Here is a 20,154-nt window from a genome sequence, read left to right as displayed (position 1 = left end):
AGGTTTAATCATTTTAACAATAAATTATATCTTTGCACATGATAAAATCAATGACGGGCTTTGGCCTGGCCTCTACTGATCATGAAAACATCAAGTTTGCAGTAGAGATTAAGTCTTTAAACAGTAAGTTTTTAGAACTCAACTTAAAACTTCCAAGGGCTTTCTCCGAGAAGGAGTTGTTGTTACGCAATGTTTGCAGTAAAGAGATTGAGCGCGGAAAAGTAAGTGTTGCTATTAACATTGACCGTGGCGAAGAGAGTCTGAAAGGTGCAACCATTAATGCGGCGTTATTGAGCAAATACTACAAGCAACTGGAAGCCATTAATGTGGATCTGGGTGCAAATTCTTCCAATCTTTTACAGGCTGTTCTAAGCTTCCCTGAGGTCATCTCTTACCAGGAAGAGGAAATCAACGAAGGCGATTGGGATATCTTATACAGCACATTCAACAAGGCCTTAGAAAGCTTTAATCAATTCCGACTTACTGAAGGAAACGTTTTAAAGACAGATTTAGAACTCAGAATTAAAAATATCTTACAATTTTTTGCTCAGGTGGAAGAATTAGAGCCCCTAAGAATTCCACAGATCAGGGCTAGATTGAACCAGTTTTTAGAGGAAAATGTAGGTAAAATCAACGTGGATCAGAACCGTTTAGAGCAGGAATTGATTTATTACATCGATAAATTAGACATTACCGAAGAAAAGACCCGCCTGAAAAGTCACTGTGATTATTTTACAGCCACTTTGAAAAGCAAGGATGCCAACGGTAAAAAATTAGGATTCATCTCCCAGGAAATTGGCAGAGAAATCAATACTATGGGTGCTAAAGCAAATGATGCACAAATACAACAGTTAGTAGTAGGGATGAAAGAAGAGCTGGAGAAAATTAAAGAACAACTATTAAACGTTTTATAAGTAAGCATGACACAAGGTAAACTCATTATATTTTCGGCACCTTCCGGCGCAGGTAAAACCACTATCGTAAAACACCTTTTACAAAAATTCCCTTCATTAAGCTTCTCTATATCAGCCACTACACGTCCGGCAAGAGGCGATGAAGAACATGAAAAAGATTATTATTTTATCTCTCAGGAGAGTTTTCTTCATAAAGTAGCGCATCAGGAATTCGTAGAGTTCGAAGAAGTATACACAGGTACCTTTTATGGTACATTAAGATCTGAGATTGAACGCATCTGGAATACCGGCAAACATGTAATTTTTGACATTGACGTAGAAGGTGGCTTACGTCTAAAACGTAAATATGAAGAGAATGCTTTGGCTATATTTGTTCAGCCACCATCTTTAGAGGTATTAAAAGAACGTTTAACAGGAAGAGGTACTGATAGTCCGGAAAAACTTCAGGAACGCTTTACAAAAGCGGAAAAGGAGTTGGCTTATGCCGAGAAATTTGATGTGATCCTGAAAAACTTTGACCTGGAAACTGCTTGTAAAGAAGCGGAAAAACTGGTTGGTGATTTTATCAATAAAAAATAAATGAAAACAGGGTTATTTTTTGGGTCTTTTAATCCCATCCATATCGGACACCTGGTGATCGCCAATTATATGGCGGGTTTTACCGGGCTCAAAGAGGTGTGGCTGGTCGTTTCCCCACATAATCCCTTAAAGAATAAAGCTGGGCTGAGCAATATGTACGACCGCCTGGAAATGGCAAAACTGGCCACGGAAAATGCCGATCATATTAAAGTGAGCGACATTGAATTTGGACTGCCTCAACCCTCTTATACCATTGACACACTAGCTTACCTACAGGAAAAATATCCTGGAAGGGAGTTTGTGCTAATCATGGGCGCAGATAACCTCGCCTCCCTTAAAAAGTGGAAGAACTATGAGACCCTGCTGAAAAATTATGAGATTTTTGTCTACCCAAGGCCAGGTGTAGATGTAAAAGATTGGGAAAACCACCCTTCAATTACGATTACGGATACCCCACAAATGGACATTTCTTCTACCTTTATTCGCAAAGCGTTAAAAGATGGAAGAAATGTTCAATATTTTGTTCCGGATAATGTCTTGTCTTTCATGGACAATAAAAACATGTACCGGTAGTTTTAGGCTGGTTTATACAGCAAAAAGATCGTTGGTTTTTTATGAAGATCGATGCGTTCCTTTTTCCAGAAAGTAACCGATAATGTTTTAATATACTCTTCTTCGCCATTGATATTCGAAGCCACACATAACATCGCATGTGCTGAAGCATTTTTCAATACATCTTCAAACAGGTGATTATTTCTGAATGGTGTCTCCATAAAAATTTGCGTTTGCTTATTTTTTGTAGACAACAACTCAATTTCTTTGATCTTCTTTGCTCTTTCGACCTTGTCAATCGGCAGGTATCCATGAAAAGTAAAACTCTGGCCATTGAACCCCGAAGCCATTAAAGCTTGTAATATAGAACTAGGGCCTACTAAAGGAACCACCTTAATTCCTCTTCTATGTGCTTCTGCAACGATCTCTGCACCTGGATCTGCTACTCCCGGGCATCCGGCTTCACTCATCAGACCGACATCTTTTCCAGCAGTTAATTCTTTAAAATAGGGCGCTAAAGAGGTATTACGCTGATGCTTGCCATAATCATGAACGATCAGCTCACTCTGTGGCATTTTCAATCCAGCCTCTTTTAGGAATTTTCTGGCGGATTTTTCATTTTCCACAATATAAGTACTGATGGAGTTGATGGTATCGCCAAGAAAAGGGGTAAAAGATTTCTGAGCAGCATTTTCTGCCAGAGGAACAGGTATTAAAAATAAAGTGCCTTTTTGCATAAGTTGTGTTTTGTTTACAAAAGAAGAAAATATATTCCTGGAAAGAGCAAGACCTGGGATTTAATATTGCATTCTGACCATATTATAACGATGATAAAAAATATTTTCAACTAATTTGTCAATAAATTGAACCCACATTAACGAATTAAATATCCTCAAACGGCCTATAAAAGCCAATATTATTAGGCATAACGACATAATCCTAATGTAATATTTCTCTTAGGCTTTAAACTATTTGCAAGATTTGGAACTCAAATTGATACATCAAAAGCGTTAGGTAAATTAAACACACACACAGATGAAAAAGTTAATCAAATTACCGGCAATTGTGCTGGGGCTACTGCTCCTAATCACCGGTTTCACGCAGCGCGCTATGGCGCAGGATGACGATGTATCGCTCCAATCATTTTATGATGAGCTTTCTCCTTATGGTACCTGGATTCAGGATCCACAGTATGGGTATGTCTGGAGACCTGACGTTGACCAACAAGATTTTAGACCTTATTATAGCAACGGCCGATGGGCAATGACCGAATATGGCAATACCTGGGTCTCTGATTATGACTGGGGATGGGCACCGTTTCACTATGGAAGATGGGTATATAACCGCTACAGACAGTGGTTATGGATTCCTGATACTGTTTGGGGACCAGCATGGGTGAGCTGGAGAAGTGGAGGAGGATACTATGGCTGGGCGCCTTTAAGTCCAGGCCTCCATATCAACATCAATATCGGCATTCCTGATAACTGGTGGGTATTTGTCCCTCAGGCAAACATTTATTACGACCGTTTCCCAAGGTATTATTCCCGCAGAAATGTGACGATTATTCACAATACGACAATCATTAACAATACTTATGAAAGAGGCAGAAGAACTTATTATACTGGCCCGAGGATAGATGATGTAAGGCGCGCCACCAGAGGCGATGTGACCGTATATCGTGTAAACAGAACCGACAGATCAGGAAGAAGCGAAATTAAGGGCAATGAACTGAATATTTACAACCCAAGACCTTCCAGGGAAGCAAGAGGGACTGTACAAGCGCCAAGAAACTCGATTCAGGGGGATGCAAACTTTACCAGAGGCAATGGCAGCAATACTACCGTTGGCCGTCCTTCCAGAGCTGAGGGTATAAATAGCGGTAGAACTCCTGATGCAGACCGAATTGACAGAGGAAATCGGGACAATGTGAATCCTTCAACGAATAACAGACCTTCGAGAGAAGATGCAGGGAGTGTTGGCGCGGGAAATACTGTTGGCAGACCAGAAAACAGACCATCAAGAGAAAACAACAGGCCTGCAACTTTACCTGGCAGCAATCCTGAGGTAAATCCAGCCCAACCTGACCGTACATATCCTGGCAGAGAAAACCGTCCCTCGAGAATGCCGAATTCGTCTCCAAATGTTCCTCAGCAGCAGTCGACCCCTCAACAGCAGCCACAGCCGCAGGTGAGACCACAGCGTGAGCAGAGACCGCAGCAAACGCCTCAGCAACAACAGCAGAGTCCACAGCCTTATCCAAGAGCGGAAAGACAGGAAAGGCAGATGCCGCAGCAACAGCCACAACGTCAGCCGGAACCACAAAGACCAGCAGAACCGCAAAGGCAGCCACAGGCTCAGCCCCAGCGAGAAGCGCGTCAAAGTGCCCCTCCGCGTTCTGAAGGCAGAAGCAGCGAAGGCAGAACTGAAGGAGCAAGAACTTCCAGAGGTGGAAGAGGATAATCTCTTCTGAAAATTAGTGAAAACCGGTCCTTGCAGACCGGTTTTCTTTTGTCCGCTCTTGCTGATCCGCAGCACTATAGGAAGCGATACGATTTCTTTTATATATTATATTTATCTTTGCAGCCTCATCAAGCACAACAGGCTTAATTCTTTATGATTCACCCAGAAATAGAAAAACGAAAAACATTCGCTATTATCAGTCACCCCGATGCCGGTAAAACTACCCTTACGGAGAAGTTTTTACTCTTTGGAGGTGCAATAAATACAGCCGGAGCGGTTAAACGTAACAAGGCAAACCAAAGCAATACTTCCGATTTTATGGAAATTGAGAAACAGCGTGGAATTTCCGTGGCTACCTCAGTAATGGGCTTTGAATATAGTGGAAAACGCATTAATATATTAGATACGCCAGGTCACAAAGACTTCGCGGAAGATACTTACCGTACTTTATCTGCTGTAGACAGCGTTATTTTGGTGGTGGACTGTGTAAAGGGTGTGGAAGAGCAGACCGAAAAGCTGATGGCAGTTTGCCGGATGCGTAATACTCCAGTAATCATCTTTATCAATAAGATGGACCGTGAAGGTAAGGATGCTTTCGATCTATTAGACGAAATTGAAAATAAATTGAACATCAGTCTTTGTCCTCTGTCCTGGCCAATTGGTCAGGGTCATACGTTCAAAGGCGTTTACAGTATCTATAACAAACATCTGAACCTTTTTGAGCCCGATAAAACTAAAATCAGCGAATCGGTAATTCAGGTAAATGACCTGAATGATCCTAACCTGAATAATTTCCTGAAACCAAAAGAACTGGATGGTCTGAAAAGCGAACTGGAATTGGTAGAAGGTGTTTATGGTCAGATTGACAAAAGCATGTACACAGAAGGTTTACTTGCCCCTGTGTTTTTTGGTAGTGCGATCAATAACTTCGGCATTAAAGAATTGCTGGATACTTTCGTTCAGATCGCCCCTAGCCCTCGAAGTAGAGAGGCTGAAGAGCGTGAAGTGAAAGTAGATGAAAAGAATTTTAGCGGCTTTGTCTTTAAAATACATGCCAATTTAGACCCAAAACACCGTGACCGTATTGCCTTTTTAAGGGTTTGCTCCGGTAAATTTGAGCGTAATAAATTCTATTACCATACCCGTCAGGGGAAAAAGCTGAAATTCTCCAATCCAATGGATTTCATGGCCAATGAGAAAAGTATTGTAGAAGAAGCATGGCCTGGAGATGTTGTTGGATTATACGACAGCGGAAACTTTAAAATTGGAGATACCCTGACTGAGGGAGAACAATTGAAGTTTAAAGGAATTCCTAGCTTCTCTCCTGAGATCTTTAAAGAGGTGGAGAATAAAGATCCATTGCGTACAAAACAGCTGGAGAAAGGTATACAACAGCTTACAGAAGAAGGTGTAGCGCAATTATTTACTGCACAACCGGGTAACCGTAAGATTATTGGTGCAGTTGGTGAACTTCAATTTGAGGTAATCGCCTTCCGCTTGGAGCATGAATATGGTGCAAAGGCCTATTTCCGTACTTTAAGTTACGGCCGTTCGAACTGGGTGACTTCCAAAGACAAGCAAAAATTAGACGAATTCCTGAAAAGAAAACAGCAGCATATTGGTGAGGATAAGGATGGTAATCCGGTATTCCTTGCAGATAATGATTTCATGATCAATATGACCATGCGCGATTATCCGGATATTGAATTTCACAAAACTTCGGAATTTAAATAAACGATTGAAGTGCTCATGAAAAAGCCCCATAAAGTAATGAACTTTATGGGGCTTCTCTTTTATTATACCACCAGGCTTAGGAAAGCCTGGCATGGACTTCTTATTTCAGCTGACTCAAAGCTGCTTTAATTCTAGGAATCATGTTTTCAATATCTTTCAATGAACAGCCACCAACCGAGGCGCGGAACCAGTTCACCGTTTCGTCTGTGCCGAAAGCAGAGAAGGGTACCAATGCCACCTGAGCTTGTTTAATCAGGTAGAAATTCACATCTGCGCTGTTTTGTAACACATTCCCTTCAGGAGTAGTTTTGCCGATATAATCAATCTTTAACGTCAGGTAAATTGCACCCATAGGAATCACTGCATCTACCGCAAAACCTGCCGATTTTAATTCCTGAAATCCGTTATAAAGTGCATCAAGGCTATTTTGAACTTGTTTTTTAAAGGATGTTAGGTACTGATCAACCAAAGTCGAATTTTTAAAATACTTGGCAACGGCCACTTGTTCTGCTTTAGGTGCCCATGCTCCGATATGTCCGAGTATTGATTTCATTTTTCCAATCACATTTTCTGGTCCGAAAGCCCATCCTACACGAACTCCGGTAGCCGACAAACATTTAGAGATTCCATCAATATAAATGACGTAATCTTTTAATTCCGGGCGTAAGCTCACCGGGTTGATGTGTTCTTTACCGAAAGTCAGCAAGGAATAAATCTGATCATACATAATGTATAATGGCTTATCCTCTGGTCCCCTGCTGTCGTTTTCCGCGATCACTGCATCACAAATTTCTTCTAGCTGCTCCTTGGTAAACATGGTTCCCGTAGGGTTCAATGGAGAACATAAAGACAGTAAAGTAGCCCCTTTAAAATGGAGTTTTAACTGCGCAGCGGTTGGCATAAAGTTGTTTTCTACGGTCGTTTCCACTGCAATTCCTTTAGCAGAAGAAAGGTGACAATAATGGTTGTTATTCCAGGATGGCGCCGGATAAATCACCTTATCTCCCGGATCGATCAGGGCCAGGTAAGTTGCATAAATTAAAGGGCGGGATCCACCAGCTATCAGAATGTCCGAACTGCTGTAACTGAGGGCATACCTGTCTTTTAAAACATCGACTACTGTTTCGCGCAATGGCAAAATACCTTCTGCAGGTGGGTAATTGGTTTGATTATGGTGATAAGCATCAATAATTTCCTCTTTCAGTTCAGCGGGTATCGGAAAAATAGAAGGATCGAAATCACCGATGGTCAGATTTGCAATTTCTGCACCCTTTCGCTTCATTTCATTCACTTCGTTTCCAATTTTAATAATCTCTGAACCGATAAGCGTGTTGGCTAATACTGATACTCTCATTATATTTTATTTATATATGAATAATTAAGCCAGCAATTTTTCAATTGCGGCAGTCGTTTTCTCAAATTTGAACTGCGAGAGCACTTCGTTCATCATTCCTTTAATCTCCGGATTGCAAAGATTGCCGATACTGCCTTCATGGGTATGATTTAACTCCGTAGAAGGCGAGAATGTACCATTTTCAATGGATTCTCCAACAATTTTATACGCCTCTCTGAAAGGAACCCCTTTTAAAGCCAGCTCGTTTACTACTTCAACGCTGAACAGGTAAGCATATTTTTTATCTGTTAAGATATTGTCCTTAATGCGGATGTGCTCCAGCATATAAGTGGTCATTTCCAGACATTCATTCAGAGAAGTAATGGCAGGGAAAAGATTTTCTTTCAGCAATTGCAGGTCGCGGTGGTACCCTGAAGGCAAGTTGGTGGTCATCAATGCAATTTCATTCGGCAGGGCCTGAATTTTATTACATCTGGAACGGATCAATTCAAAAACATCCGGGTTCTTTTTATGAGGCATGATGCTTGAACCCGTAGTTAATTCATCAGGGAAAGAGATAAACCCAAAGTTCTGGTTGATAAACAAGCATACATCCATGGCCATTTTAGCCAGTGAAGCAGCTACCGACGACATTGCCTGCGCCAGCACGCGTTCCGTTTTTCCTCGGCCCATCTGTGCATATACCACATTGTAGTTGAGTCTTTCGAAGCCCAGCAATTCCGTTGTCATCGTTCTGTTCAAAGGAAAAGAAGAGCCATAACCTGCTGCAGAGCCCAATGGGTTTTTGTTACAGATTTTATAAGCGGCCAGCATCATTTCCATATCATCTACCAGACTTTCGGCATAAGCGCCAAACCATAAGCCAAAAGAGGAAGGCATGGCGATCTGTAAATGCGTATAACCAGGAAGCAATTTGTCTTTATGCGTGTTACTCAGTTCAATCAGCTGCTCAAAAAGTATAGTGGTATTGCCCACCATTTCTTCGATACAGCTTCTAAAATAAAGTTTTAAATCTACCAGAACCTGGTCGTTACGGGAGCGTCCGCTATGAATTTTCTTGCCCGCTTCTCCGATACGCTGAGTCAATAGCCATTCTACCTGTGAGTGTACATCTTCTACCGTATCATCGATGGTAAATTTGCCTGCGGCGATATCCGCGTAAATATGTTTCAATTCTGTTTGTATTTCTACCAGCTCTGCTGCGGTTAACAGGCCAATACTTTCCAGCATTTCCACATGAGCCAAAGAGCCCAGCACATCAAAAGCTGCCATTTGTAAATCCAATTCTCTGTCTTTACCTACAGTAAAAGTTTCAATATCTTTATTTACGTCTACGTTTTTCTGCCAAATCTTCATTTATCAATCTATTGTTTAGGTTCTTTAAGGGCTAAAGGTATTTTGCAAAAATACAATAATTACGCTACAAAGGAGGGCTGAACAATTTTCTTGTCACATTAGAATATTGTTAAACTAAAACAATAATTTAGAGGAAACCTTCAAACATAATGAACAGAATCAAGTACTCGCTCTTACTGTTCCTCCTGCCCTTTAGTTCAGGGGTACTGGCACAGCAAAAACCGGCATTGAGCTGGAAAGATGTTTCCGATTGGAATTACATCAGAAATAACACCTATAGCCTCTCTCCTGATGGGCAATGGTTATCCTGGGCAAAAGGACCTACTGAAGGAGACCTTCAAACGGTGATCAGAAAAGTTTCAGATACGATCAATTTCGTTTATCCGATTGGGGCAACTGCTGCTCCTGTTTACTTTTCAAAAGACGCTAAGTATGCTGCCTTTAAAGTTTCGGCAAAAGATGCAGAGGTGAAGGCGGTCAAGAAAACCATGAAACCGCTTTACGACCAGCTTTTATTAGTTTCTCTGCCAGGGAATCAAAAGACAACATTTGAAAAAGTCAAGGCTTTCAGTTTTTCTTCCGATAATCCGGATTGGCTGGCCATTCATTTTGTACCTGCAGAAAATGCATCAAAAGATAAAGACGCGGCAAAAGGAACCGATTTACTGCTGTATCAATTGAGTACAAAAAAGAGTTTCAATCTGGGTAATGTATCCGAATATGCCTTTAATAAGGCGGGAAACTTGCTGACTTATATCATTGACGCGAATGGACAAAATGGAAATGGGGTTTTCATCAGAGACATGAAAACCGGGTTGATTACCGCATTGGAAAATGATAAGGCGAATTATAAAAATATCAACTGGAACGAGGTTGGAGATGCTTTTGCCTTACTCAAATCCAACAAGAATGAAAAGTATAAAGAAGACGTATATACCGTCATTGGATTCAATAAAATTGCCGGAGCAGTAAGTCATAAGATTTCCTTCAACGGCACATCGGCTAAGAATTTTCCGGCCAATATGGGGATCAGCGGTAATGGCAGGCCATATTGGTCAGAAGACCAGTCGACTTTGTTTTTTGGCATCAGCGCTCAGGAAAAGAAAGCCGACAGCACCGATAAAAAATTCGGCAGCAAAGCGGCAACCGCCACTGTCAACAGTAAAACTGATAGTGTTAAAACCAAAACCGATAGTACGGGTAAAACTAAACCAGGCCTAAAAGCACTTGCCAAAGCCGACATTGAAAAACCGGATATGATCATTTGGAACTGGCAGGACAAGCGCCTGCAGTCTGCACAGCAAACGCAGGAAACCCGGGATAAAAACTACAGCTACCTGAGTGCTTATCGCCTTGCCGATCAAAAATTCAGTCAGCTGGCAGACAGCAACCTAAGAAACGTTGTGCTGGCTCCGAAAACCCTGTATGCAATTGGCTACGACGACTCGAACTATGAGTTAATGAAGAATTTGGATGGACAGGGATATACCGACATCTATGTAATCGACCTAAAAACGGGGAATAAAAAACGTGCTTTTGAGAAGTTTTATACCGCAGGACGTGACCTTTTTAACCTGTCTCCAAATGGTAAATGGGCTACTTTCAGTAGAGATGGCGCCTTTTACAGTATCAACCTGGAAACTTTGGAACAATATAACCTGACCAAAAACATCAAATCCTCTTTTGTAGATGAATTAGACGACCACAACGTGCTTAAGCCTGAAACCTCCAATTTCGGCTGGTCTGCAGACTCCAAATTTGCGCTGATCAAGGACAATTATGATTTATGGCGGATTTCTGTAGATGGAAAAACAGCAGTTCCTCTTTCTGACAATTGGAAAAGCAAAAAACAGGAAGTCGTAGAGCGGTTCTCCCTTTACCCGAAAGAAAAAGGAACGGATTTGACTAAAGACCAATACTTCCTTGTGTTCAATCGGCAGAATAAAAACTCAGGTATTGGCTTATTAGAGGCGGGCAAAACGACTATCAAACCGCTTTTTGCAGATGCTCATGTTTATGGCGGATTAAAAAAAGCAACGGATGCGAATGTTTTCATTTACATGAAATATGACAATGAAAAATCGCCGGAAATGTATGCGACTACCGCAGCTACGCTTGCCAGTGCTAAACAGATCAGCAAAAACACACCTGATCAGGGGAAATATGCCTGGTCTTCTGGGGTTAAACTGATTAATTATGTCAGCGCAAACGGGGATTCACTGCAAGCTGTTTTATACCTACCTGCCAACTATCAGGAAGGAAAAAGTTATCCTACCATTACTTATATCTATGAGCGTTTAACCAATGAAATGAATGTATATTCTATGCCTGCTTTTCCTGGCGGAGGTTTCAACAGGGCAATGTACAACAGCAACGGGTATGCGGTTTTAATGCCTGATATCAAGTACCAATTAAACGACCCGGGAATGTCGGCAGTGGCTTGTGTGGTTCCAGCTGTAAAGGCAGCGATCGCGACCGGAATTGTGGATGAGAAACGCGTAGCGATTCACGGACACTCCTGGGGAGGCTATCAAACTTCCTTCCTGATTACTCAAACCAACATCTTTAAAGCAGCCGCGGCGGGTGCACCCTTGACCAATATGATCAGTATGTACAGCCTGATTTACTGGAACAGTGGCGGCACTAACCAGGCGATTTTTGAGGCAAGTCAAGGCAGATTAACACCTGGTTATTGGGACAATTGGGATGCTTTTACACGCAACTCTCCGATATATCACATCAAAAAAGTACAAACACCATTACTGTTATTACACAATGACAAAGATGGTGCGGTGGACTATACCCAGGGTATTGAGTACTATAATGGCCTGAGAAGGTTAAATAAACCGGTCGTGATGATCACTTATCGTGGAGAAAACCATGGAATTGCCAAAATTCCAAATAGAAAAGATTACGCGGTTCGCATGATGGAATATTTCGATTATATGTTAAAAGACAAACCTGCACCAGATTGGTGGGCAAAAGGAATAAAACGCTCTGATATGGAAAAACATCTGGAAGCCAGAGCATTTGAAAACGTAGCAGAACAATAAGAAAATCATCTAAACGAAGACAGGCCGCAAAATCGAAAAATCTTGCGGCCTGTTCTTTTCAATTTCCTTCTTATTTTCCGTTAATCACGGGTTTCAACATTTCGATATATAACTTAATCCCTTCTTCTACTTCATTCACAAAAACATATTCATCTGCCATGTGAGAGCGCGCAGAGTCACCTGGCCCCACTTTCAGAGAAGGAATGCTCAGCAGCGCCTGATCTGAGGTAGTCGGAGAACCATAGGTTGTTCTTCCCAACGCCGTTCCAGCAAGGACAATCGGATGTTCTTTATCAATTGAGGAAGGTTTCAAACGAACAGATCTCGGCGTTACCGTACAATCCACGTTTGTCCTGATAATTTTCAAAACTTCCTCATTTGCATAAGCATCTGTTACCCTTACATCGACTGTAAAAGTACAGGTAGCAGGCACCACATTGTGCTGAGATCCGGCATTGATCATCGTGACGGACATTTTCAATGGTCCAAACATTTCTGAGACCTTAGAAAAACGGTAGCTGCGGAACCATTCAATATCCTTCAGTGCTTTATAAATTGCATTTTCGCCTTCTTCACGGGCAGCATGCCCCGCTTTTCCGGTACTTACGCAATCTAAAACCAGCAAACCGCGTTCAGCAACAGCTAAATTCATCAGAGTAGGCTCACCAACGATGGCAAATTCCAGCTCACCTAGGTCTGGAAGTACACATTCCAGGCCGTTATTTCCAGAAATTTCTTCTTCAGCCGTAGCGGCCAGACATATGTTATAACTCAAACCTTCCTGCTCATAGAAGTAAAGGAAGGTCGCTATAAGCGAAACCAGGCATCCTCCTGCATCATTACTGCCCAATCCATATAATTTACCATCTTCAACGGTTGGCGCGAAAGGATCGCGTGTATAGCCCGAATTTGGCTTTACCGTATCATGGTGTGAATTTAACAGCAGGGTTGGTTTATTCGAATCGAAATGCTTGTTATAAGCCCACACATTATTCAATTTGCGATGAGTTTTCACCTCACGCATCTGCAAAAACCGTTCAATTACATCAGCAGTCTGATCTTCTTCTTTAGAAAATGAAGAGATGCTAATCAATTGTTTCAACAGTTCTAAACTATCCTTTTGCAGTTGTTCTATCATAATTTTTATTCTTTGGTATATAAAGCACCGGCTTTTTGTGCCGACAGCTTGATGCCTTTAATCAAAGAGGAGCTAAAGCCATTGTGCTCCATCTCATTTAACCCGGCAATGGTACAGCCTTTCGGCGAAGTTACTTTATCTATTTCCTGTTCTGGGTGCGACTGCATCTGTAACAGCAGATCTGCGGCTCCTTTTGCGGTCTGAACCGCCATTTTCAACGCCTCATCCGCATGGAACCCAATTTCCACCCCTCCTTGCGAAGCGGCCCTGATCCCTCTTAAAAAGAAAGCAATTCCACAGGCACAAAGCGCTGTAGCGGCTGTCATTAAGTCTTCATTTATTTTCACTACTGCCCCTACAGTTTCAAACATACGGGTCACTTCTTCCATATATTCTGGCGAAGCCTGATCGGTAGCGATACAGGTCATAGATTGCCCAATGGCGATCGCCGTATTTGGCATGGCGCGAACAACCTGAGCTTCCGCCCCCAACTTACTTCGAATGTCTGCACAGCTCACACCGGAGGCCACAGAAATAAAAAGATGCTTTTTCAAATCTACCGAAGGGCGTATTTGGTCCATTAACTGGTTTAACTGCTGCGGCAAAACGGCCAGTACAATCACGTCTGAGGCCGCCACTATAGCTGCATTATCACTACTCACCACAAAACCTTGTTCGGCAAAGGGCGCTAGGTTGTCGACGTTTCTTCTGGTTAAACTGATCTGACCGGCTGCTGCATAGTTTGCTTTTACGAGTCCTCTGGCCAAAGAAATGCCGATATTTCCGCTTCCTAAAATGGCGATATTGCCGTTAAACTGTTTCATCTTTTTATGGTTTGGTTGGTAATTGATCTAGGTATTCAAAAAATTAAATGATTAACCGGGTTCCGAAACCCACTTCATTTAGTTGGGGAAGTTCATCGGCTTTGCCGATATACACCGCAGTCACTCCTCTTTTTATCGCATCAAAAGCATTGTGCAATTTCGGAATCATACCTCCGGAGACTACCCCTTCCGCTTTTAGTCCATCAAATTCTTCCATCTTAATCTCAGGAACTAAGGAATTATCATCCTCTATGTCGCGCATAACGCCTCTTTTTTCAAAACAATACACCAATACAGTATCGTACAAATCGGACATGGCTACGGCCACCGCAGAAGCAATCGTATCCGCATTGGTATTTAACAGCTGACTTTCGCCATCATGTGTGATTGCACATAAAACGGGTACTAGTCCAGCTTTTAACAGGCTATCTAAAGTGCCGGAAGCTACAGAATGTTCATCCAGATCACCTACAAAGCCATAGTCAATATCTTTTACAGGGCGTTTAACCGCCTTGATGATGTTCCCATCGGCACCGGTCAGGCCAATTGCATTACAGCCTTTGGCCTGCAGTTGTGCCACCATATTTTTATTAATCAGACCGGCATATACCATCGTCACGATTCTCAGCGTTTCAATGTCGGTAATGCGGCGGCCTTCCACCATTTTCGCTTCTACGCCAAGGGAAACCCCAAGTTCAGTCGCAATTTTTCCACCTCCATGAATTAAAATCTTATCACCGGAAAGCGCTTTAAAGTCCAGTAAGAACTGATGCAGTTTCTCCGAGTTGTCAATTACATTTCCGCCGATTTTAATTACACTTAGTTTCTTCATTTTTAATCAATGTTTTCAATATTTCAGGCTTTAAAAAACCTGTTTTCTCTTTTGACCTTCAAAATACTGGCTATTTTCTGGTGACTATGCCACCAGGAAATTCCAGCACAAGTTTAGCGATATAAAAAAAGGATGTTGGATTTACTCCAACATCCCTTAATGAAATTTATAATTTTTCCAGGACTGCTTTCAGGACTGCCTGCGCGGCCCATAAACGATTTCCTGCTTCTTGTATTACCAAAGAATTTGGTCCGTCCAATACTTCCGACGATAATTCCAAGTCCCGGCGTACAGGCAAACAATGCATCACTTTCGCATCATTCGTCACTTTTAGCCGTTCGTTGGTGATCATCCAACCTTCTGGAAAAGGCAATACCTTTCCATATTGTTTATAGCTGGACCAGTTTTTCACATAGATATAGTCGGCGTCTTGCAAAGCCTCCTCTATGTTATGACTGATATTCGCTCCTGGTGTAAAATCTTTAGAAAGCTCATAACCTACTGGCTGCACGATAGTAAAGTCCAGGATTCCTTCCTCCTGTGCTTTGCACATCCATTCCGAAAAAGAATTCGGCACTGCCTGAGGCAAAGCTTTGATGTGCGGTGCCCAGGCCAAAACCACCTTAGGTTTTTTGTCGCCTTTCCAGGTTTCTTTGATAGTGACCAGATCCGCCAGACTTTGTAAAGGGTGACGTGTAGCACTTTCTAAACTCACTACCGGAACGCCGCAGAAGCTGATAAATTTATTAAAAAACTCCTCGTTATAATCCTCGTCCCTGTTCACTAATTTCGGAAAAGAACGCAAGCCTAACACATCACAATACTGCCCCATTACTGCTGCAGCCTCTCTGATATGTTCTACTGTGGTACCGTTCATCACCACACCATCACGTGTTTCCAGTGCCCAGCCTTCCTTATCCATATTCATCACCATCACATTCATCCCAAGGTTCAGTGCTGCCTTTTGCGTGCTTAAGCGGGTGCGCAGACTAGGGTTTAAAAAAACCAATCCTAAAGTCTTGTTCTTTCCTAATTCCTGATGCGCGTAAGGGCTCTTTTTCAAGGCCAATGCCGCTTCTACTAACTCTTTGATGTCTTCAACATCATTTACTGAAGTGAATTGTTTCATCTTATGATTCTGTTAAAGCGGTTTTAAAATGGGTTAAAAACTGATCTGCCTGTGCTTTTGTTAAGTTTAAAGCGGGCAATAGTCTGATCACATTCGGTTTTGCCTCACCAGTAAAGATGTGGTGCTTAAACAGCAGGTCTTTCTTTACGTTTGGCAAGCTTGCCGGAAGCTCAATGCCAATCATTAATCCACGACCGCGAACCTCCACAACACCGTCAATTTTCTTCAGTTCGGAGATCAGATAGGTTCCAACTTCTTCTGCATTTTTCATCAGCTGATCTTGTTCCATGATTTCCAATACAGACAACGCAGCAGCACAAGCCAGGTGATTACCACCGAAAGTAGTGCCTAACATACCATGCCAGGGTTTAAATTTCGGAGCGATCGAGATTCCTCCTACTGGAAAACCATTGCCCATCCCTTTTGCCATGGTATAGATATCTGCATCAACGCCAGCATGGTCATGAGAATAGAATTTCCCGGTTCTGCCATAGCCGCATTGTACGCTATCCGCAATGTAAAGCGCATCATACTGATCGCAGAGCGAACGGATTTTTTGAAGGAAGCTAATTGAAGCTTCTTTAATGCCGCCCACGCCTTGAATACCTTCGATGATGACCGCACAAACTTCGTTACCGTATGCTGCGAAAGCTGCTGCTAAGGCTGCTTCATCATTGTGAGGAAGGAAAACAACGTTCTCCGTCTCATTAACTGGAGCAATAATTTTTGGGTTATCAGTAGCAGAAACTGCCAATGAAGTTCTTCCGTGGAAGGCACCTTTAAAGGCAATAATTTTTTTACGTCCGTTATAGAAAGAAGCCAGTTTCAATGCATTTTCATTTGCTTCCGCTCCTGAATTACATAAGAACAGCTGGTAATCTTCTTTTCCAGACACTTTCCCTAGCTTTTCAGCCAGCTCTACCTGCAAAGGAATCAGCACTGAATTAGAATAAAATCCCACTTTATTCAACTGATCGGTCAGTCTTTTCACATAGTGAGGATGGGTATGACCGATAGAGATCACGGCATGGCCGCCATAAAGGTCTAAATATTCCAGGCCTGAGGCATCCCAAACGGTACTGCCTGCCGCTTTTACGATTTCAATATTGTTTAACGGGTATACGTCAAATAAATTCATTTTTTAAGGTTTGAATAGGTGATTAAAAATTAAACAGTTCCTGAACTACGTTCAGCACAGCGGGATTTTAATTAAAATCCTGCTGCTTTAAGCGCCAGACCCTGCCGCTCTTCCAGTCCAAAAATCAAATTCATATTCTGCACCGCTTGTCCGCTCGCCCCCTTTAATAAATTATCGATGATACTGATCACAAATAGTTTGTTACCATGTTTTTCGACATGTACCAATGCTTTATTTGTGTTCACCACCTGTTTCAAATCTATATTTTTCTTACTCACATGCGTAAAAGGATGTGCCGCATAATAGTCCTCATATAAGGTTTGCCCTTCCTCAGCTGTCAAGTCACTTTCCACATACATGGAAGCCAAAATCCCCCTTGGAAAATCTCCACGCTGTGGGATGAAATTCAGGACGCCATCAAAATTCGGGTCCATCTGTATCAGGCTTTCGCCGATTTCATTCAGGTGCTGGTGTTCAAAAGCCTTATAAATTGATAGGTTATTGTTGCGCCAGCTGAAATGAGAAGTTGCTGATAAACTTTGCCCCGCGCCGGTAGAACCGGTAGTCGCGTTCACATGAACTTCCCCCTTTAACAAGCCTTTAGCCGCCAGTGGCAATAATCCCAACTGGATACAAGTGGCAAAACAACCTGGATTTGCAATATAACTCGCTGTTTTTATACGATCCCTATTCAGTTCTGGTAAACCATAAACCCACTCCTCTCCAGCTGCAACTTTCAATCTAAAATCCTGACTCAAGTCAATGATTTTAATCCCTTCAGCAACTGGATTCGCGTCTAAGAATTTTTTCGCATCTCCATGACCGACACATAAGAACAATACGTCGATATCCGAAGAAAGATCTCCGGTAAAACGAATGTCTGTATCTCCAAAAAGATCCGTGTGTACGTCAGAGATCAGGTTTCCTGCATTGCTTTTGCTATTTACAAAAACAATGTCAACCGATGGGTGATTGATCAGTAAACGCAGCATCTCTCCGCCAGTATAACCGGCACCGCCAACGATTCCTGCTCTAACTCTCATCGCCGTTCACTTTGTGCCAGATCATGACCTGGTTGCCAAAAATCTTAGAGAAACCTTTCACATCTTCACCACTCCATGCATTGTTCATTTCGCCATAGCTACCGAATTTATTGCTCATTAAATCATGTGCCGACTCGATCCCGATGATTTGGAAACGGTACGGCAACAATTCTACAAATACTTTTCCACTCACCGTTTTCTGTGTATCTGCAAGGAAAGCTTCGATATTACGCATGATTGGATCATGAAACTGACCTTCATGCAGCCAGTTTCCATAAAAAGAACCCAATTGCTCTTTCCATGACAACTGCCATTTTGTTAGCGTATGTTTTTCTAAAGTATGGTGTGCTTTGATGATCACCATTGGTGCAGCAGCTTCAAAACCTACACGACCTTTAATACCGATAATGGTATCACCTACGTGAATATCTCTTCCAATTCCGTAAGGCTGTGCAATGGCTTGTAATTTTTGGATGGCCGCAACCGGAGCTAATGTTTCTCCGTCGATACCGACCAGTTCTCCTTTTTCGAAGGTCAGCTCCAATTTACGTGGCTCCGTTTCCGAAACTTGTGTTGGCCATGCCTCTTCAGGTAAGGTTTCATGAGAAGTTAAAGTTTCTTTTCCTCCTACAGAAGTACCCCATAAACCTTTATTGATAGAATATCTGGCTTTTTCCGCACTGTATTCTACGCCATGACCGGCTAAATATTCTATTTCCGCTTCACGTGATAATTTTAAATCTCTGATTGGTGTGATGATTTCTACATTCGGGATGATGATGTTAAAAATCATATCGAAACGTACCTGATCATTTCCTGCACCGGTACTCCCGTGCGCTACATAATCAGCACCAATTTTTTTCACATAGTTTGCAATGGCTGTGGCCTGACTTACGCGTTCTGCACTTACAGAAAGTGGATAAGTCGCATTTTTCAACACATTACCAAACACTAAATATTTAATACAGCCTTCATAATAATTGGCCGTTTCGTCTACTACGGCATGAGAAGCTACACCTAAGGCATAAGCACGTTTTTCAATCTCTTGCAATTCCTCCTCAGAAAAACCACCAGTATTAACAATCACAGAGTGAACTTCCATTCCACGATCCTGTGCCAAATAAATACAACAAAACGAAGTATCCAAACCTCCGCTAAAAGCTAAAACAACTTTTTTCTTCATCTTAAAATAACAGCTATTTAAATAAAAAGGTAAACAATAATAATAACAGGGCCCTTACTCCCCCTTTTCCCGAAGACTTAGGCTTTAACACCAATCTTTGTTTGATGCGCATAAAGCGTTCATACAATTTCGGCTTTCGCGCTAATTCTTCTGCAAATTTCTTTGCCACATCGTGCTTTTGAGTTGCAGGATCGTATAACATTGCGGTACACATGCAATTTTTACGTTCCTTCATCGTCAGGATTTCAAAGTTCACGCAACTTTGACACCCTTTCCAGAAATCTTCATCCTGGGTAAGTTCTGAGTAGGTAACCGGCTCGTAACCAAGGTCGGAATTGATCTTCATGACTGCCAATCCAGTTGTTAGCCCGAAAATTTTAGCTTTCGGATATTTCTGTCTGGAAAGTTCGAAGATTTTTTCTTTGATGGCATGAGCGAGCCCGGCCTTTCGGAATTTAGGACTTACAATGAGGCCAGAGTTGGCCACAAATTGTCCATGACTCCAGGTTTCGATATAGCAAAATCCTGCCCAGGTTCCATCTTTATGGAACGCTATGACTGATTTTCCATCCGAAATTTTACCTGCAACATACTCCGGAGAGCGTTTAGCGATACCTGTACCACGTGCTTTGGCCGATTCGGCCATTTCTTCGCAAATTTCTTCGGCAAAGACACGATGTTCAGGAAGTGCAACCTGCACTATAAAATCGTTTGTATTCATTAATAGGTTAACGAAAAAAAATAAATGTTCTGATTAATTGTTTTTTAAGAGGCAATCCTCTATGGAAATGTACTGAGGGTTACTCAGAAATGATTCAAATCCGGGGCGTGAAATTTTGCCGATTAGTGGTCACAGAAAATATGG

At 42.1% G+C, this 20,154-nt stretch carries 17 protein-coding genes; 6 read left to right on the top strand and 11 right to left on the bottom strand.

All coding sequences use genetic code 11. The annotated features are described in order from the left end of the window. Positions 1–50 precede the first annotated feature (50 nt). The 3 genes from H9X96_RS15730 to nadD are packed head-to-tail and all read left to right on the top strand — an operon-like array spanning position 51 to position 2,066. Positions 51–914 (top strand): YicC/YloC family endoribonuclease, encoded by an 864-nt coding sequence (locus H9X96_RS15730; protein WP_187667279.1) that lies wholly within the window; start codon positions 51–53, stop codon positions 912–914. A gap of 6 nt (positions 915–920) precedes the next feature. Next, positions 921–1,493 carry a guanylate kinase gene (gmk, locus tag H9X96_RS15725; protein WP_187667209.1) on the top strand — a complete coding sequence of 191 codons (573 nt, stop codon included), beginning with the start codon at positions 921–923 and terminating at the stop codon, positions 1,491–1,493. After that, on the top strand, positions 1,494–2,066 hold the full coding sequence (gene nadD / locus H9X96_RS15720) for a nicotinate (nicotinamide) nucleotide adenylyltransferase (protein ID WP_187667208.1): 573 nt from the start codon (positions 1,494–1,496) through the stop codon (positions 2,064–2,066). It abuts the gene before it with no gap. A 2-nt stretch (positions 2,067–2,068) separates the two neighbouring features. Here the strand turns inward: nadD and H9X96_RS15715 are convergent, their stop codons facing one another. Next, positions 2,069–2,782 (bottom strand): SAM-dependent methyltransferase, encoded by a 714-nt coding sequence (locus tag H9X96_RS15715; RefSeq protein WP_187667207.1) that lies wholly within the window; start codon positions 2,780–2,782, stop codon positions 2,069–2,071. 298 nt (positions 2,783–3,080) lie between these two features. Here H9X96_RS15715 and H9X96_RS15710 point away from each other — a divergent pair, with 298 nt between their 5' ends. Both H9X96_RS15710 and H9X96_RS15705 read left to right on the top strand, forming a co-directional pair. Further along, entirely contained in the window at positions 3,081–4,505 is a 1,425-nt protein-coding gene (locus H9X96_RS15710) for a DUF6600 domain-containing protein (RefSeq protein ID WP_187667206.1), read from the top strand. Positions 4,506–4,658: 153 nt separating this feature from the next. After that, a complete protein-coding gene (locus H9X96_RS15705; protein ID WP_187667205.1) occupies positions 4,659–6,239 on the top strand; it encodes a peptide chain release factor 3 in 1,581 nt (526 codons plus the stop codon). Between the two features lie 100 nt (positions 6,240–6,339). Here H9X96_RS15705 and H9X96_RS15700 read toward each other — a convergent pair whose 3' ends face one another. Together H9X96_RS15700 and argH are read right to left on the bottom strand one after the other, a co-directional pair. Continuing rightward, positions 6,340–7,593: a pyridoxal phosphate-dependent aminotransferase gene (locus H9X96_RS15700; protein ID WP_187667204.1), complete on the bottom strand. Its 1,254-nt coding sequence runs from the start codon at positions 7,591–7,593 to the stop codon at positions 6,340–6,342. A 24-nt stretch (positions 7,594–7,617) separates the two neighbouring features. Then, complete coding sequence (gene argH / locus H9X96_RS15695; protein ID WP_187667203.1) at positions 7,618–8,949, bottom strand: argininosuccinate lyase; 1,332 nt, start codon at positions 8,947–8,949, stop codon at positions 7,618–7,620. A gap of 149 nt (positions 8,950–9,098) precedes the next feature. On the opposite strand from argH, the gene H9X96_RS15690 reads away from it, so the two are divergent. Then, entirely contained in the window at positions 9,099–12,002 is a 2,904-nt protein-coding gene (locus tag H9X96_RS15690) for a prolyl oligopeptidase family serine peptidase (RefSeq protein WP_187667202.1), read from the top strand. 70 nt (positions 12,003–12,072) lie between these two features. On the opposite strand, the gene H9X96_RS15685 is transcribed toward H9X96_RS15690, so the two are convergent. The 8 genes from H9X96_RS15685 to H9X96_RS15650 form a co-directional block, all read right to left on the bottom strand. Beyond that, positions 12,073–13,140 carry a M20 family metallo-hydrolase gene (locus H9X96_RS15685; protein WP_187667201.1) on the bottom strand — a complete coding sequence of 356 codons (1,068 nt, stop codon included), beginning with the start codon at positions 13,138–13,140 and terminating at the stop codon, positions 12,073–12,075. A gap of 5 nt (positions 13,141–13,145) precedes the next feature. Further along, a complete protein-coding gene (gene proC, locus H9X96_RS15680) occupies positions 13,146–13,964 on the bottom strand; it encodes a pyrroline-5-carboxylate reductase (RefSeq protein WP_187667200.1) in 819 nt (272 codons plus the stop codon). Positions 13,965–14,007: 43 nt separating this feature from the next. After that, a complete protein-coding gene (argB, locus tag H9X96_RS15675; protein ID WP_187667199.1) occupies positions 14,008–14,796 on the bottom strand; it encodes an acetylglutamate kinase in 789 nt (262 codons plus the stop codon). 166 nt (positions 14,797–14,962) lie between these two features. Further along, positions 14,963–15,925, bottom strand: coding sequence for an acetylornithine carbamoyltransferase (locus H9X96_RS15670; protein WP_187667198.1), 963 nt, complete (start codon positions 15,923–15,925; stop codon positions 14,963–14,965). 1 nt (position 15,926) lies between these two features. Continuing rightward, positions 15,927–17,063, bottom strand: coding sequence for an aspartate aminotransferase family protein (locus H9X96_RS15665; protein WP_187667197.1), 1,137 nt, complete (start codon positions 17,061–17,063; stop codon positions 15,927–15,929). 71 nt (positions 17,064–17,134) lie between these two features. Then, complete coding sequence (gene argC / locus H9X96_RS15660) at positions 17,135–18,106, bottom strand: N-acetyl-gamma-glutamyl-phosphate reductase (RefSeq protein WP_187667196.1); 972 nt, start codon at positions 18,104–18,106, stop codon at positions 17,135–17,137. After that, positions 18,096–19,289, bottom strand: a complete 1,194-nt coding sequence (gene argG, locus H9X96_RS15655; RefSeq protein ID WP_187667195.1) for an argininosuccinate synthase — start codon at positions 19,287–19,289, stop codon at positions 18,096–18,098. The genes argC and argG overlap by 11 nt, the downstream gene beginning before the upstream one ends. Positions 19,290–19,302: 13 nt before the next feature. Then, a complete protein-coding gene (locus tag H9X96_RS15650) occupies positions 19,303–20,010 on the bottom strand; it encodes a GNAT family N-acetyltransferase (protein ID WP_187667194.1) in 708 nt (235 codons plus the stop codon). Between the last annotated feature and the right edge of the window lie 144 nt (positions 20,011–20,154).

The organism is Pedobacter sp. N36a (assembly GCF_014472395.1).
Taxonomy (GTDB): domain Bacteria; phylum Bacteroidota; class Bacteroidia; order Sphingobacteriales; family Sphingobacteriaceae; genus Pedobacter.
The sequence above is the reverse complement of the archived record's forward strand: the minus strand, read 5'-3'. Positions and strand labels throughout refer to the sequence as shown.

Excerpts from the sequence above, each read along its gene's own strand:
- H9X96_RS15715 (WP_187667207.1), bottom strand. The coding sequence starts at position 2,782 with ATGCAAAAAGGCACTTTATTTTTAATACCTGTTCCTCTGGCAGAAAAT.
- H9X96_RS15710 (WP_187667206.1), top strand. The coding sequence starts at position 3,081 with ATGAAAAAGTTAATCAAATTACCGGCAATTGTGCTGGGGCTACTGCTC.
- H9X96_RS15705 (WP_187667205.1), top strand. The coding sequence starts at position 4,659 with ATGATTCACCCAGAAATAGAAAAACGAAAAACATTCGCTATTATCAGT.
- H9X96_RS15690 (WP_187667202.1), top strand. The coding sequence starts at position 9,099 with ATGAACAGAATCAAGTACTCGCTCTTACTGTTCCTCCTGCCCTTTAGT.
- argC (WP_187667196.1), bottom strand. The coding sequence starts at position 18,106 with ATGAGAGTTAGAGCAGGAATCGTTGGCGGTGCCGGTTATACTGGCGGA.
- argH (WP_187667203.1), bottom strand. The coding sequence starts at position 8,949 with ATGAAGATTTGGCAGAAAAACGTAGACGTAAATAAAGATATTGAAACT.
- H9X96_RS15650 (WP_187667194.1), bottom strand. The coding sequence starts at position 20,010 with ATGAATACAAACGATTTTATAGTGCAGGTTGCACTTCCTGAACATCGT.
- gmk (WP_187667209.1), top strand. The coding sequence starts at position 921 with ATGACACAAGGTAAACTCATTATATTTTCGGCACCTTCCGGCGCAGGT.
- H9X96_RS15670 (WP_187667198.1), bottom strand. The coding sequence starts at position 15,925 with ATGAAACAATTCACTTCAGTAAATGATGTTGAAGACATCAAAGAGTTA.
- proC (WP_187667200.1), bottom strand. The coding sequence starts at position 13,964 with ATGAAACAGTTTAACGGCAATATCGCCATTTTAGGAAGCGGAAATATC.
- H9X96_RS15700 (WP_187667204.1), bottom strand. The coding sequence starts at position 7,593 with ATGAGAGTATCAGTATTAGCCAACACGCTTATCGGTTCAGAGATTATT.
- nadD (WP_187667208.1), top strand. The coding sequence starts at position 1,494 with ATGAAAACAGGGTTATTTTTTGGGTCTTTTAATCCCATCCATATCGGA.
- argG (WP_187667195.1), bottom strand. The coding sequence starts at position 19,289 with ATGAAGAAAAAAGTTGTTTTAGCTTTTAGCGGAGGTTTGGATACTTCG.
- argB (WP_187667199.1), bottom strand. The coding sequence starts at position 14,796 with ATGAAGAAACTAAGTGTAATTAAAATCGGCGGAAATGTAATTGACAAC.
- H9X96_RS15665 (WP_187667197.1), bottom strand. The coding sequence starts at position 17,063 with ATGAATTTATTTGACGTATACCCGTTAAACAATATTGAAATCGTAAAA.
- H9X96_RS15730 (WP_187667279.1), top strand. The coding sequence starts at position 51 with ATGACGGGCTTTGGCCTGGCCTCTACTGATCATGAAAACATCAAGTTT.
- H9X96_RS15685 (WP_187667201.1), bottom strand. The coding sequence starts at position 13,140 with ATGATAGAACAACTGCAAAAGGATAGTTTAGAACTGTTGAAACAATTG.